General features: G+C 68.7%; 11 protein-coding genes. 5 read left to right on the top strand and 6 right to left on the bottom strand.

The window, feature by feature from the left end; translation table 11 throughout:
• The first annotated feature begins 33 nt into the window (after window positions 1–33).
• Together I6B53_RS04270 and I6B53_RS04265 are read left to right on the top strand one after the other, a co-directional pair.
• Window positions 34–846 (top strand): LysM peptidoglycan-binding domain-containing protein, encoded by an 813-nt coding sequence (locus I6B53_RS04270; protein ID WP_216765011.1) that lies wholly within the window; start codon window positions 34–36, stop codon window positions 844–846.
• Window positions 843–1,364 (top strand): Rv3235 family protein, encoded by a 522-nt coding sequence (locus I6B53_RS04265; RefSeq protein WP_216765010.1) that lies wholly within the window; start codon window positions 843–845, stop codon window positions 1,362–1,364. Before I6B53_RS04270 ends, I6B53_RS04265 begins: the two co-directional genes overlap by 4 nt.
• 4 nt (window positions 1,365–1,368) lie before the next feature.
• Here the strand turns inward: I6B53_RS04265 and secA are convergent, their stop codons facing one another.
• From secA to mtrA, 6 genes are all read right to left on the bottom strand, one after another.
• Window positions 1,369–4,284, bottom strand: a complete 2,916-nt coding sequence (gene secA, locus I6B53_RS04260) for a preprotein translocase subunit SecA (RefSeq protein WP_216765328.1) — start codon at window positions 4,282–4,284, stop codon at window positions 1,369–1,371.
• Window positions 4,285–4,883: 599 nt separating this feature from the next.
• On the bottom strand, window positions 4,884–5,525 hold the full coding sequence (gene raiA / locus I6B53_RS04255; RefSeq protein ID WP_216765327.1) for a ribosome-associated translation inhibitor RaiA: 642 nt from the start codon (window positions 5,523–5,525) through the stop codon (window positions 4,884–4,886).
• Between the two features lie 216 nt (window positions 5,526–5,741).
• On the bottom strand, window positions 5,742–6,422 hold the full coding sequence (locus tag I6B53_RS04250) for a ComF family protein (RefSeq protein WP_216765009.1): 681 nt from the start codon (window positions 6,420–6,422) through the stop codon (window positions 5,742–5,744).
• A gap of 222 nt (window positions 6,423–6,644) precedes the next feature.
• The gene (locus I6B53_RS04245; protein WP_216765008.1) at window positions 6,645–8,420 is read right to left on the bottom strand and encodes a GerMN domain-containing protein; all 1,776 of its coding nucleotides are present in this window, start codon (window positions 8,418–8,420) and stop codon (window positions 6,645–6,647) included.
• The gene (gene mtrB, locus I6B53_RS04240; protein WP_216765007.1) at window positions 8,417–10,015 is read right to left on the bottom strand and encodes an MtrAB system histidine kinase MtrB; all 1,599 of its coding nucleotides are present in this window, start codon (window positions 10,013–10,015) and stop codon (window positions 8,417–8,419) included. Before mtrB ends, I6B53_RS04245 begins: the two co-directional genes overlap by 4 nt.
• Window positions 10,005–10,685, bottom strand: coding sequence for an MtrAB system response regulator MtrA (gene mtrA, locus I6B53_RS04235; protein WP_216765006.1), 681 nt, complete (start codon window positions 10,683–10,685; stop codon window positions 10,005–10,007). The genes mtrB and mtrA overlap by 11 nt, the downstream gene beginning before the upstream one ends.
• A 162-nt stretch (window positions 10,686–10,847) precedes the next feature.
• Here mtrA and I6B53_RS04230 point away from each other — a divergent pair, with 162 nt between their 5' ends.
• The 3 genes from I6B53_RS04230 to I6B53_RS04220 are packed head-to-tail and all read left to right on the top strand — an operon-like array spanning window position 10,848 to window position 14,001.
• A complete protein-coding gene (locus I6B53_RS04230) occupies window positions 10,848–12,119 on the top strand; it encodes a hypothetical protein (protein WP_216765005.1) in 1,272 nt (423 codons plus the stop codon).
• A complete protein-coding gene (locus tag I6B53_RS04225) occupies window positions 12,116–12,841 on the top strand; it encodes a DUF4129 domain-containing protein (protein WP_216765004.1) in 726 nt (241 codons plus the stop codon). Before I6B53_RS04230 ends, I6B53_RS04225 begins: the two co-directional genes overlap by 4 nt.
• Window positions 12,838–14,001, top strand: coding sequence for a DUF4350 domain-containing protein (locus I6B53_RS04220; protein ID WP_216765003.1), 1,164 nt, complete (start codon window positions 12,838–12,840; stop codon window positions 13,999–14,001). The genes I6B53_RS04225 and I6B53_RS04220 overlap by 4 nt, the downstream gene beginning before the upstream one ends.
• Window positions 14,002–14,140: the final 139 nt, after the last annotated feature.

Below are 14,140 nucleotides of genomic sequence, written 5' to 3'. Positions count from 1 at the left end.
ATCGACGGACACCAATCTCAACGTGGAGAACTCATGGACACGACGCAACCCCTCTCCCACTCCGGCAGTGATCACGTCGAACGCCTGATGAACGGGCTCTTGACCGTGGTGGGCCCACCGGTCAGCGCAGGCCTCGCATTCGCGGCATGGCACATGTGGCCGCAGACGCCGGAGCACCGCCCCGACCTGCTCCTTGCCGCTGTCCTCGCGCTGGTGGCCGCACTCCTGCTCGCCCACAACTCCCTGAGCCTGCTCATTGCGCGTCTGTCCCTGTTGCGCTCCACTCCCGCGGGCCTGGCCCGCGCGTGTCGCTCACTCGTCGAAGTGGCGGGAAGTCCCTCGGCGCGTCGCCTCCTCGCCCGCTCGAGCGCCGGAGCAGCACTCGGCGTGGGTCTGCTCGCCTCGGGCCTGGGCTCCGCCCTGGCCGCCGAGGCTCCCCCGGCCGACCCCGGCACAGTGTCGCAGGTCCCCCTTCAGGACGATCTCGTGTGGGGGCTGGACCTGTCGGACATGGGTGCGGCAGCCTCATCCGCTCCGCCACAGACCCCACCGAAGGCGGAAGCGGCCCAGAGTGCGCAGCCGGCACCTGCGACGCCTGCACCTGCACCACAGGTGTCGGCCCCGCCCACAACCGTCGCACCCCCGGAAGACGCCGACACACATGTGGTGGCCGGCGGAGAATGCCTGTGGTCGATTTCCGCGGATCTTCTCGACCCTGATGCCTCTGAGGCGGACATCGCCCGGGCGTGGCCGACCCTGTATGCCCACAACCGAGACGTCATCGGGGCCGACCCGGACCTCATCCTGCCGGGGCAGGTCCTCCACATACCCGGAGAACTGCAATGAGAACCATCGCCCAGCAGCGCAGCGCCCGCTCGCGCGCAGGATCCCCAGGCGCCACCAACGCCGTCTCCGCGCCCCAAACGCCCCGTTCCCCGGGCACCCGAGTGCATCGGCACCATGACCTGCACCAGGTGAACCTCGTCGGTTCTCGGGCCCACCCCGTGCGCGACCAGCAGCCCGAGGCGCCCCTGCTCATGACGTTCCCGCTGCCGGACCCGCACACCTGGGCCGAAGGCATTGCCCGGGGCCTGAGCGAAGTGCTCGACGGACACCGTCCTCTCGCCCAACTCAGACGGTGGGTCACCCCGGAGGTCCTCGCACTTGTCGGCCACGACCTGCAGGTCAGCGGCGCGCGCAAGGCTGCCGCAGCGGTCGTGCGCGCCTGCAGGGTGAGCACCGTTCGCGACGGAGTGGTCGAGGTCGCAGCGCTCGTCTCCAGCGGCCGGCGCCCGCGAGTCCTCGCCCTGCGGATGGAAGCAATTCGAGGGCGGTGGCTGACCACCGCCCTCGAACACAGTTGACGACTCAGTGCTTGCGTCGACGACGTGCAGCACGCCGCTGCGCGCGGTTGCCACCGGCGAAGGGCCCCTCGCCCGAAGTCGGCGAAGGAGCCGACGCGCTGGTCCTCTCCCTGTCGGATGAGGAGTACCTCAGACGTCGCGACTGACTCTCGTGGCCCACGGTACCCATGACCGAGGCGGCCTTGGCCACTGCTGCGGCGCGCACAGCCGCCACAGTGCTCTCATCCACCGTGGCCGACGCACTGGGGGCCGCCTGACCCGGGGCGGCGGACGCAGTGGCGGCGCCGGCCTCGGCCGATGCGGACACGCCGGTGGAGGGCTTCCCGGTGGCGACAGGCTCGGCCGCCCGGACACGATCGGCCTGTTCCTGGGCGTTGGTCAGAGCCACGTCGAACTGCTTGACGAAACCGAAGACCTGCTGGACGGACTCCTCGCGGATCCTCTCCATCATTGCGCTGAACAGTTTGGCGCCCTCGTCCTTGTACTCGACCAACGGATCACGCTGGCCCATCGCCCGCAATCCGATGCCCTCCTTGAGGTAGTCCATCTCGTAGAGGTGCTCACGCCACAGGCGGTCGACTGTGGCGATGACGACGCGGCGCTCGAGCTCCCGCATGGGTTCTTCGCCCAACTGCTGGAGAGCCAGCGGATTGGCGTTGAGACGCTCCTCCGCCTCCATGTACTGGGTGCGGATGTCGCCCACGACCTCGCCCACCAGGTCGGATCGGACCATGGAGGCGCGACCGCCGTACTCCTTCTCGACCTCGGCGTAGGTGACCGAGGGCGGGTAGTAGGCGCGCAGGGTGTCCCACAGGACGTCCAGGTCCCAGTCGCGCGGGGGCAGGCCAGCCGTGTGCTGGTCGACGATTCCCGTGACCAGGGACTCCGCGAAGGAGCTCAACTGGACCTTGAGGTCCTCACCCTCCAGGACGCGGCGACGCTCGTCGTAGATGAGCTCACGCTGACCTGTCATGACGTCGTCGTACTTCAGGACGTTCTTGCGGATCTCGAAGTTGCGCGCCTCGACCTGGCGCTGGGCGGAGGCGATCGAGCGGGTGACGACCTTGTTCTCCAGAGGCAGATCCTCCGGGTAGGCGCCCGAGGACATGATCCGCTGAGCCAGTCCCTGGTTGAACAGACGCATGAGGTCGTCCTCCATGGACAGGTAGAAGCGGGACTCGCCCGGGTCCCCCTGGCGCCCGGAGCGGCCTCGCAACTGGTTGTCGATGCGCCGGGACTCGTGACGCTCAGTGCCCAGGACGTAGAGGCCGCCGAGCTCGCGCACCTCTTCACGTTCGGCCTGGACGGCGGCCTCGGCCTCTTCGAGGGCGATCGGCCACTGCTCCCGGTACTCCTCGGGGTTCTCCTTCGGATCCAGTCCGCGGGCGGCAAGGTTGGCCTGGGCGATGAACTCCGAGTTGCCGCCCAGCATGATGTCGGTGCCTCGACCGGCCATGTTGGTCGCCACCGTCACGGCGCCCTTGCGGCCGGCCATGGCCACGACTTGCGCCTCGCGCGCGTGCTGCTTGGCGTTGAGGACCTGGTGGGGAATGTGGCGTTCCTTGAGCAGGCGCGAAACCAGCTCGGACTTCTCCACGGAGGCGGTGCCCACCAGGACCGGCTGGCCCGCATCGTGCCTGGCGACGATGTCCTCGATGATGGCGGCCAGTTTGCCCTTCTCCGTCGGGTAGACCAGGTCCGTCTGGTCCTTGCGGATCATCGGACGGTTCGTGGGGATCGGGATGACGCCGATCTTGTAGGTCGAGGCGAACTCGGCGGCCTCGGTCTCGGCGGTGCCGGTCATGCCCGCGCGCGAACCTTCGGGGTACAAGCGGAAGTAGTTCTGCAGGGTGATCGTGGCCAGCGTCTGGTTCTCGGCCTTGATCTGCACGCCTTCCTTGGCCTCGATGGCCTGGTGCATGCCGTCGTTGTAGCGGCGGCCCGGCAGGACGCGGCCGGTGTGCTCGTCGACGATGAGGACCTCTCCCCCGTCGACGATGTAGTCGCGGTCGCGGTGGAAGAGCTCCTTGGCCTTGATGGCATTGTTCAGGAAGCCGATGAGCGGTGTGTTCGCGGCCTCGTAGAGGTTCTCGACGCCCAGCTGGTCCTCGACCTTGTCGATGCCGTCCTCCAGGACGCCCACAGTGCGCTTCTTCTCGTCGACCTCGTAGTCGACACCGGCTTCGAGCAGGCGTGCGATGCGTGCGAACTCCGTGTACCACCGGTTGACGTCACCGGAGGCAGGGCCGGAGATGATGAGTGGTGTGCGGGCCTCGTCGATGAGGATCGAGTCGACCTCGTCGACGATGACGTAGTTGTGGCCGCGCTGGACCATGTCCTCCACGCGTTGGGCCATGTTGTCGCGCAGGTAGTCGAAGCCGAACTCGTTGTTGGTGCCATAGGTGATGTCGGCCTCGTACTGGCGGCGCCTTTCGGCGGGCTCCTGCCCGACCAGGACGCAGCCCACCGACACTCCGAGGAAGTTGAAGACGCGGGCCATGAGGTCCGACTGGTACTTGGCCAGGTAGTCGTTGACGGTGACCACGTGGACGCCCTTGCCGGTCAGGGATCGCAGGTAGGCGGGCATGGTGGCCACCAGGGTCTTGCCCTCGCCTGTCTTCATCTCGGCGATGTTGCCGCCGTGAAGGGCGGCGCCGCCCATGATCTGGACGTGGAAGGGGCGTTGACGCAGGACGCGCCATGCGGCTTCGCGGACGGTGGCGAAGGCTTCGACGAGCAGGTCGTCCAGGGTCTCCCCCTGCGCCAGACGCTCCTTGAACTCATCGGTCTTGGCACGAAGCTCTTCGTCAGTGAGTTGCTCGAAGTCCTCTCGCAGCGCCTCGACCTGCTTGGCCGTCCGGTCGAGCTTGCGCAACTGGCGCCCTTCGCCGGCGCGGAGGATCTTGTCGATGATGCCCACAGGGTCTCCCATGTCAGTGGCCGGGTCTCCAGGACCGCGGACGTGCGCGTCGGCACGCAGCCCCCAGTCTACGCACCTCGAGGCAAGGAGCGTCCTCCGCCCACCCTCCCCACCCCACCGCTCTCCTTCCCTCACCGCAAGATTCGTCCGTCATCCCGTGAGATTCGTCCGTCCCTCGGTGAGAATCGTCCGTCATTCGTCCAGGCGCGGGCTTCTTGGGTTCTGACGAGGGCGGAGCCTGCCCGTGCGCCGCTCCTCTCGGAGGTTCGTGTGCCAGGCAGAGCCTTGAATCCGGTCGTCCGTCACCTGCGTTGACGGATCCGGGGGGCACGAAGGAGGTGACCGCCCGCGCGATTCAGGCGCGCCATCGGCCTCTGACCTCGAAGGCGAGTCGCCGAGGTCGTGAACCAAGGCGTTTTCCTTGTCTTCGACGTCTCAGAACTGTGGGTGCATCACCCAAGCAACTCGACGAAGGTGCTCACGAACACTGACGGACGATTCCCACCGGATGACGGACGAATCTCGCGACGAAGGGCGGGAGCACGGGTATTCGCCGCGTGCTCCCGCCCCCGGGCGTGGTCCCTGACAGGCGACGGCGCTCAGCTCACAGTCGTGTTCAGGCGCAAGACGCCGTAGGTCCAGCCGTGACGGTGGTAGATGACACAGGGCTGCTTCGTCTCACTGTCGATGAACAGGAAGAACGGGTGTCCCACGAGTTCCATCTGGTACAGGGCCTCCGACAGGGTCATGGGCTCGGCCTCATGGACCTTCTGACGCACGATCACCGGGGAATCGCCCAGCTGCTCCTCACGAGCCTCTCCAACCTTGAGGTCACCGGCACTGCGCAGTGTCGCCTCTTCGAGCACCTCGACTTCAGGAGCGACCTCGGGCAGCTCGACCGGCAGGTCGGCCCCGTCGGGCACATCCAGGTGGCGACGGTGGTCCTTCGCGCGGTCACGCAGACGGCGCAGGCGTTCATAGAGCTTGCCCGCCGCGATGTCGACCGCCGCATACCTGTCTGCCGATTTCGCCTCGGCCCGGATCACCGGGCCCTTGCCGTAGACCGTGAGTTCGATCCGCTCCGCCGTGTCGGCCTGACGCGGATTTCTCTCATGGGTGAGTTCGACGTCGACCCGCTGGGCTCGCGGGTAGAACTGGGTGATCTTGGAGACCTTCTCCTCGACGTACTCACGGAAGTTCGGGTGGATCTCGGCATTTCGCGCAACGACAGTGATGTCCATCATTTCCTCCAGAGGAACTGGCGGGCGAAGCCCGCGTGGGTGGTGTCCGGCGGCATCGTCACCCCGGACGGTGTGTCTGGTTCCCACCTCCCTCCGGCGGCGGCCCCCAGGACGTCCTCGTCCTCGTGGAACCACGTCTCGTGATGGCCTCATCGTAGCGCACGCGGTGACCCACGTCATAAGGAATCGGGTGGTGTCATCGCAGGTGGCGACCACTCACGCACGCGCCAGCGCCAGGAAGACGCACCACCGGCCCCCGAGGACCCGCGCCAGCTCACGCGCAGTTGCTCCGGTGGTGACGACGTCATCGACGAGGACGAGGCCGACCCGGGTCGGCACCTCGACCAGGGCGAGCATCGCCCCACGCCGCCCCCTGCGACGTGCGGCGGAGGTCTTGCCGGACTGGCCCCGGGCGCCGGGGCGCAGCCAGGCGGCCTCGACGACCTCCGCACTGACCCCTGCACGCTCCGCCAGTTCCCGGGCCACCGCACAGGCCAGCACCACTGTCACCTCCCGTCCGAAAAGGCGCCTGCGCCAACTCGAGGGCGCCGGAACCACCCACACCCGGGTCGGCGCATCCGGGCCGGGTGGGCCGGTCCAGGCGAGCAGGCCCTGGTCGACGAGGCCTCGCGCGAGGGTGGCCCCGGCCCGCTCCAGCCACGAGTGCGGATCCCACCGGGCGGAGTGTTTGGCGGCCAGGACGAGTCCGCGCAGCTCGCCCTCGTAACCGCCCAGGGTGAGCAGCGGTGCCGCAGCGCACCTGCCCTCAACCTCCAAGGGGCTCCACTGTCCGACGGGCCCGCCCGACCTGGCGGCACAGGATGCGCACAGGGGCGTGTCCCACTGGCCGCAGCCGGGGCAGGTGGCCGGCAGCGCCAAGTCGACAAGTAGGCGCACACACCTCCTCCACCCCCGGCGAATCCGGGCGACCGGGGTGCTGGGGCCCACTGGATCGAATGTGCCGTCCACACGTCCATGCAAACACCGGCGGGCCTGTGACACAGACGAGAATCGGGCCCCTGTGGACAGCGCTTGGCGCCTCGGTGGGCCCTGTGGACAAGGGCAGTCGCGGCAGCCCCCTGTTCACGAGCGGACTCCCGGCGTCCACGGCCCACCACGTCAGCCCGGGAAACGCAAGTCCTTGACAGTCGAGGCCACCGGCTGCCACAAGGCTCCGCTGCGGGTGTGGCGAGTGCCGTCGTCCAGGGTGACCACCAGACTCGAGGCCGCCGGGCCGGCACTGATCGAGACCACGTGCGCGGGCGCAGGGGCCGAAGAGGCAAGACCCCCGAAGTCCACTGTGAACATCGATGTCGCAGAATCGGCCGTACCCGGGGTCTCGTTGACCAGAGCGACGAATCGTGACGGCCCCGCCCACGACACGTCGACGACCCCTGCCGCCAGTGCGGGCACGGGCTCCACCTGCCCCAGACCCATGGGAGTGCCGTCGCCGCTCCGTTCGACCACTGCCGACCACAGGCCGGTCGCACCGCCGAAGGACCGAAGGAGCAGGACCCGGCTGCCGTCGGGTGAGACATGGACACGGACCAGGCCTTGCGCCACGTCCGAGGGCAACTCGGGCACCGCGGTGCGCCCGTTCGCGTCCAAGGCCACCATCGGTCGAGCAGTGGCAAGTGCTCCGAGATCCTCGGCCCCATCGACTCCGCCCCCACCCGCAGCAGCCGCAGCAGCCGCAGAGGCAGGCACCCACACCCACCCGTACCTGTCGACCGAGACATGGACCGGCGCCGCCTTGACGTGGATCCGGCGCCGCTGAAGGCCGGAGGCGGCGGAGATGGTCAAGGTGTCTGCCTCGCGCCACACCACTGGCGAGTCGCCGAGGGGCCCGAGCGCCAGGTCCGAGGCGGCATCGCCGGGCCCATTGGGCGCCAGGTGGGGGCGGATGGTGCCGGCGGTCCAGGACCCCAGGCCCTGGTCGGTCAGGACCAGGGCCGCATCGAGGGAGTAGTCGGGTCCCGGAGGGGAGGCTCCCACGAGTTCCTGCCCGGACACGCTGACCAGGACCCCGGAGATGGCGGGCACGGCGGTGAGGGTCTGCTCGATCTCCCAGCGCATGAGTGCCGCGGCCCTGCCCGTGGGCGCCTGACCGCTGAGCAGGACCTTTGCCAGGCCGTCTGTGACTTCGACCCCGCGCGAGTCCAGGACGGTGCCTGCCGGCACGGCGTTCTGCAGCACCGTGGTCAGTGACTCACGTGGACCTTCGACAAGTCCTTGGACGAGGTGGGTGGCGAGGCGGCGCGCCGGGTACCAGCGTGGGTCGGCGACCAGGGCGTCTCCGGCGGCTGTGGGGAACTGCAGGTTGACGAGGTCGTGGGTGGCCAGGAAGGAGGCCTGCGAGACGACGATCCCGTCATCGGGGGCGTCGATGCGCCACTGTCCGTTCTCGCGCACGAGGTGGAAGGTGGCTGACACGGAGGAGGCCGGAGCCCTGGTGAGGATCCCGTGGGAGTCCACTGAGGCCACGGCGGGGACCTCCAGGCTGACCGTGGTGCGTGTGGCCTTCTCGGCTTCGGTCGGGGTGGAGATCACCGGGGTGGCGTCGGTCGGGAAGATCTGGACGCCGGCTTGGGGGTTCCACGACTGTGCCGAGGCGGTGGTCAGGTGCAGGCGCGCGGTGGCGAAGTCGTCGGAGGCTCCTGCGGCGCATGCCAGAAGGAAACCCTGGACGAGTTCCTGGGCGGTGGCGCCTTCGGCGGGGCCGCCTGCGGACAGGACAAGGGGTGGGGAGTCGGGCACTTCGACGTCGAAGGCCTGGGGAGCGCTGGACGTCGGCAGTGCGGAGCAGGCGGACACCGACAGGACGAGGGCGAGGGCGGCGCTGACGGCGGGTGTCCGCCACGCGCGGGGACGACGGCCCGGTACCCGGGTCATCATTCCTCCTTCCACAGTTCCAGCGGACGGGTTCGAACCGGATCGCCCACGGTCTTGGGCAGTGTGACGAGGAAGGAGGCGCCCTGTCCCGGGCGACCCCAGGCCTCGATGGTGCCCCCGTGGGCACTGACGTCCTCGCGGGCGATCGACAGACCCAGCCCGGTACCGCCGGTGGTGCGGGCGCGGGCGGGGTCGGCGCGGTAGAAGCGGTCGAAGACCCTGTCCACGACCTCTTCGCTCATGCCGACCCCGTGGTCGCGGACCCGGACGGCGACGTCGGTGGGTGTGGCGGCCACGTGGATGTCGACCGCAGTCCCATCGGCGTGTTCGACGGCGTTGACCAGCAGGTTGCGCAGGACGCGTTCGATGCGCCTGGAGTCGATCTCGGCCGCGCAGCGTTGCCCCGGCGCGTGGATCTGCACGCGCACGGAGAGCCTTGAGGCGAGTTCCTCATTGGCGGTGACGACCTTTTCCACGAGCGGCCGCAGGTCCGTGGTCTCGGTGTCGAGCAGAGTGGAGCGGGCGTCGTATCGGGAGATCTCCAACAGGTCGGAGAGCATCGACTCGAAACGCGCCACCTGCCCGTGGAGCAGTTCCGCGGAGCGTTTGGAAGGCCCCTTGAGGGCGTCCCGGTCCTGCCAGATCATCTCCTCGGCCATGCGGATCGTCGTCAGGGGCGTACGCAACTCGTGGGAGACGTCGGAGACGAATCGCTGCTGGAGCTTGGACAGGGTGTCGTACTCGACGATCTTGTCCTGCAAGGAGGAGGCCATGTCGTTGAAGGCGCTGGACAGGCGACTCATCTCGTCCACCCCTGACACGGAGACGCGCGCCTCAAGGTCGCCTTCGGCCAGCCGCGAGGCGGCTCTGGCCGTCGTACGTACCGGGCGCAGCAGGTGGTGCAGGGTCCAGAAGGTGCCGATGGGCACCAGCACGAGTAGTGGAACCGCGCCGATGGCCAGAACCTCCATGACCATGTCGACCATGGCCTGGTCATCCGCCAACGAGTAGACGATGAACAGCTGGTGGACCCCGGCCCGAGGCAGGCGCACCTGCATCCCCACCAGGATTCCGGGATTGCCGAAGGAGTCGGCGCCGGCGGCGGGAATCGCGACGGACTGCCAGTGGGCCTTGCCGGTGTCGCGGATGGCCGTGCGAATCTGATCGGTGACAACCGCGTCGAGTGTGGGGTCGACGATCTCGTTGATGCGGAATCCACCGGAGTTCCCGGGGGTGCGCAGCAGCAGGACGGACACGGCGCCCGCCCCGGCGGCTGAGGCCTTGGTGGACTCCACCGTCTGACGCGCGACCTCCTGGACCTGGTCGGGGCTGGAGGCGGTGGATTGTTCGAAAGTGGCCTGCGCGCCCGAGAAACGCACGGAGGCGTCTTCGAGCACCTGGGCGCGGCGCGCTTCGAAGATCCCGGTCTTCATCTGGGTGGCGACCAGGCCCCCGAAGACGGTGACGGCCACCATGCCGGCGGCCGTGATGACGAGGGCGGAGCGGATCGAGATGGAGGAACGGACCAGGGCGACCAAGGGCCAGGCGGCGACGCGGCGCCACAGGCCCTTGACACACTCGATCGCCTCAGGAGGCATTTCCAGCGCGGTAGCCGACGCCGCGGACGGTGACGATGACCTCCGGCTTTTCCGGGTCGCGTTCGATCTTGGAGCGCAAGCGCTGGACGTGGACGTTGACCAGTCGCGTGTCTGCGGCGTGGCGGTATCCCCAGACCTTCTCCAGCAGTTCCTCGCGTGAGAAGACCTTCCACGGGGCTCGCCCCAGGGCAACGAGCAGGTCGAATTCGAGGGGGGTCAGGGCGATCTCCTCGCCGCCGCGGCGAACCACGTGTCCGGGCACGTCGACGACGATCTCACCGATGGTCAGGTGTTCCTCGCCGACCTCTTCGCGTCCACGCAGGCGGGCGCGTACGCGGGCCACGAGCTCCTTGGGTTTGAAGGGCTTGGGCACGTAGTCGTCGGCTCCGGCTTCGAGTCCGGCGACCACGTCGGTGGTGTCGGAGCGGGCGGTGAGCATGACGACGGGCACGTCGGACTCGCGGCGGATGAGGCGGCAGATCTCGATGCCGTCGAGCCCGGGAAGCATGAGGTCCAAAAGGACGAGGTCGGGTGCGACCTGTCGGAAGGTGTCGAGGGCGAGGGCGCCGTCTGCGCAGTCCACGACCGTGTATCCCTCGGCTCCAAGGACGATTCCGATCATCTCGGACAGTGCGACGTCGTCATCCACGACGAGAATGCGCGAGCTCATGTCCCGATCGTGTCACGAACCGGCCCTGTGCGCACGCCACCCGGCCGGTCCGGGCCGACTTCCCGACGTGTCATGATCCACCCGCAGCGTGTCCCCGGTGCCCGTGGCAGGATGGACCCGACGCGTCGGGCCTGCCGACGTGCGTGAACTCCAGGAGACACGATGACCGAGGCCGACCCGCACGGGCAGTGGCGCCAACCCTCCGAACCTCCCATGGACCCCGCACAGGGCGGCCACGCCGCATGGACGTCGTCCTCGGATGCTCAGCAGGGCGCCGTCGGACAGGCCCCGGCCTCGTGGAACCAAGGGGCCCCCGCACCCTCACCGTGGCAACAGGGCGCACCCGGCGGAGCCCCACAGGGCGTGTGGGCGGGGCCTCCAGGCGTTCCCGCCGGCCAGGCCGGCCCGTGGGGCCCGCAGCCACAGGGAGGTGCCCAACTCCCGCCCGCGCCGCCGGTGTGGGGCGACAGCGCCCCCCGCCCGGGGATCATCCCCCTGCGCCCCCTGGGCCTCGCGGAACTCTTCGAAGGCACGTTCCGGGCGGTGCGCGCCAATCCGTCGGTGATGTTCGGATTCTCCATGGCGGTCATGGCGCTCGTCGCACTGGTGGCCGGCATCCTCCAGTTCTTCGCGTGGGACTACGTCTTCGCCTTGGCCGAGCAGGACCTCATGACCGCCAATGCCGAGGACCAGCTCACCCAGACCGCCGCCGCCATCTCGGGAATGATCTTCTCGACGTTGTTCTCCTCCGGCCTGATCGCCCTGTCGACGACGATCCTCACCGGCATCCTGGCCATCACGGTCCATGACGCGGTGCTCGGCCGCAAGGCGTCGGTCGGTGACGCCTGGCGTGCGGTGGCTCCGCGCGTCCTGCCGCTGCTCGGGGTGTCGATCCTCATCTCCCTCATCCAGATCGTGGTCCTCCTGGTCGTGGGCGCCCCGGTGGGCCTTGGCGTGTGGGCGATCGTGGGAAGCAACCCGGAGGAGCTGTCCCCCGGGGCCATTGTCGGGGTCGTCCTGCTCGTCCTGTTGGCCTTCCTCCTCATCGCCCTCGCGGTGGTCGCCCTGTCGGTCAAGTTGGTCTTCGCCCCGCTGTCCGTGGTCCTCGAACACCAGGGTCCGATCGCCGCTCTGGGACGCTCGTGGAAGCTCACGAAGGGCGCGTTCTGGCGCACCTTGGGCCGCTACTGGCTGATGGGGATGGTCCTGTCCTTCGCCTCCGGGTTGCTCGGAGGTTTCGCCGGGGCCATCGCCAGCCTGTTCGTGATCCTGGGTTCGCCGGCCGTGGGCCAGGCCGCGACCATGTTCTTGTCCACTCTGCTCAGCGGCATCGTCCTGCCCCTGTCGGGTGCCTTCGTCACCCTCATGTTCATCGACGAGAGGATGCGTTCCGAAGGCATCGCCGCCCAACTGGCTGAGGCCGCCCGACAGTGAAGCCCACCGGCGATGTGATCACCCCCGACGACGACCAGGCATTGCAGTGGGTCGTCGAAGAGCTCCAGCGCCCCGAGTACTCGACGGAGCTCAATCCGCTCACCCGTCTGATCCGCGCCATCCTGCAACTGTTCAAGGACGCCACTGACGCCGGTCCCACCGTTGTCCCACCGGTTGAACTGGTCCTGCTGGTGGGCTTCGTCATTGCCGCAGTCGTCCTGGTCGTCGTCGTCGTCCTCAATCCGATCAAACTGCGCCACAGGTCCTCCTCGGGAAGTGTCTTCGACGAGGAGTCGGTGCGATTGGAGGACGTCCTGGAACGCCTGGCAGCCGCCCAGGGCGACAGGGCCTGGGACGAGGTGTGCGTGTGGGCATTCCGCGTGGTCGTCCTGCGGCTGGCAGCTGCAGGCGTCTTGCGCGACAGCCCGGGCCTGACCGCTCACGAGGCCGCCACCCGCTCCGGCAGGGCCGTGCCCTCCTTGGCCGCCGACCTCGACCGCGCGGCGCTGCTCTTCGACGAGATCCGCTACGGCGAGCGCGCCGCCACCGAGGACGAGGCCTCCTTCGTCGTCGCATTGGGCGACAAGGTGCGCATCCAGGCGCCCAGAATCCGCCGTGAGGCCACGTCAAACTCGACGACGGTGGATGGACGGACCCTGTCGGCGGACATGGCGCGTGGCGCACACGAAGAGGCGCCCCGTATGAGGGTGCCGACACCATGAGGGCCACTCGCACCTCCGTCGTCACCCCGACCCCGACGAGTTTCCTCCGCTCCCTTGCTCCGGTCGGCATCTTGGCCGGGGTCATCCTCCTTGCCCTCGTCATGACGTACCTGCTGCCTTCCCTCGAACGCGATGCGCGTCCGCTGGCGGCCTCCAACTCGACTCCTGGCGGTGCCCGCGCGGTCGTGCAGGTGATGCGCGCCCACGGGGTGGAGGTCGTCGAAGCGGCCAGCGCACTTGAAGCCGTCACCAAGGCCCGTCAAGGGGCGACACTGGTCGTGGCAGGGGCGCACCGTCTGAATGACGAGGTCGCCGATGCCGTCCACGAATTGCCCTCGGTCCTGTACCTCGGCACAGGTGCGTACTTCTCGGACAAGGAAACCCACATCGACTCGACCTCCGTGTACGAACACCAGTCGACCCGCATCGATGCCGCATGCGACGTGCCCGCCGCACGCGCCGCACGCGCGGTGGCCAAAGCCGATGTGGGCATGGTGTTGGACGAGGCAGAAGGCGACTTCACCGGATGTTTCCCGATCGGCACGGAGGACCACCCGGACCAGGCCTACCTGTACGTCGAAGGCACGACGAAGGCCGGGTGGCGTGGTTTCATCGCCGCTCCCGATGTCGCCACGAACCGCTCCGTCGACGAGGAGGGCCACGCCGCGCTGGTCATCAACGCCGCAGCTCGCACGGGCACCGTCGTGTGGTACGTGCCCAACTGGAGCGACACGCTCAACGATGCCCCCACCCCCGTGCCCGCACACTTCGTTCCCGTCCTCGTGGTGCTCGTGGGTGCCGGCCTGGTCCTGGGCATGGCACGAGGGCGGCGCCTGGGGCGCCTGGTCCCCGAAGACCTGCCCTCCCACGTGCCCGCTGCGGAAACCGTGATCGGTCGCGGCCGACTTCTTCGCCACTCGAAGGACCACGCGCACACTGCGCGGGTCCTGCGCCGCCACACCGCCCGCGCGCTGGCCCGCCGAACCGGCGTGTCCACCCGGGCACCGGCGGACGAACTCCACGCCGCCCTCGTCCAACGAGGCGTCGACCCGAACGTCGCACGCGACGTCCTGTGGGGCCCCACCCCGACCAACGAAAGGGAACTCATGGCCCTTTCCGATCGACTCACCGAATTGGAGGAGACCGTCCGACATGTCTGAACCGAACACCCACCCCGGTTTCCCCGATGGGCAGGGCGCCGGAGGAGCCGGCCTGCCCCGACATGCGCACATGCCTCCTGGCGTCACCCCGACACCGGGCCATGCACAGCCCTGGACGGGGCAAGCCACCCCGACTCCC

Source organism: Schaalia sp. 19OD2882 (assembly GCF_018986735.1).
In the GTDB taxonomy this organism is placed as follows: domain Bacteria; phylum Actinomycetota; class Actinomycetes; order Actinomycetales; family Actinomycetaceae; genus Pauljensenia.
This window is presented reverse-complemented; position numbering and strand designations above follow the sequence as displayed.

Bases quoted from the DNA above. Each gene is read 5' to 3' on its own strand.
- I6B53_RS04220 (WP_216765003.1), top strand. From the start codon at position 12,838: ATGAGGGCCACTCGCACCTCCGTCGTCACCCCGACCCCGACGAGTTTC.
- mtrB (WP_216765007.1), bottom strand. From the start codon at position 10,015: ATGCCTCCTGAGGCGATCGAGTGTGTCAAGGGCCTGTGGCGCCGCGTC.
- raiA (WP_216765327.1), bottom strand. From the start codon at position 5,525: ATGGACATCACTGTCGTTGCGCGAAATGCCGAGATCCACCCGAACTTC.
- I6B53_RS04270 (WP_216765011.1), top strand. From the start codon at position 34: ATGGACACGACGCAACCCCTCTCCCACTCCGGCAGTGATCACGTCGAA.
- I6B53_RS04265 (WP_216765010.1), top strand. From the start codon at position 843: ATGAGAACCATCGCCCAGCAGCGCAGCGCCCGCTCGCGCGCAGGATCC.
- mtrA (WP_216765006.1), bottom strand. From the start codon at position 10,685: ATGAGCTCGCGCATTCTCGTCGTGGATGACGACGTCGCACTGTCCGAG.
- I6B53_RS04230 (WP_216765005.1), top strand. From the start codon at position 10,848: ATGACCGAGGCCGACCCGCACGGGCAGTGGCGCCAACCCTCCGAACCT.
- I6B53_RS04245 (WP_216765008.1), bottom strand. From the start codon at position 8,420: ATGATGACCCGGGTACCGGGCCGTCGTCCCCGCGCGTGGCGGACACCC.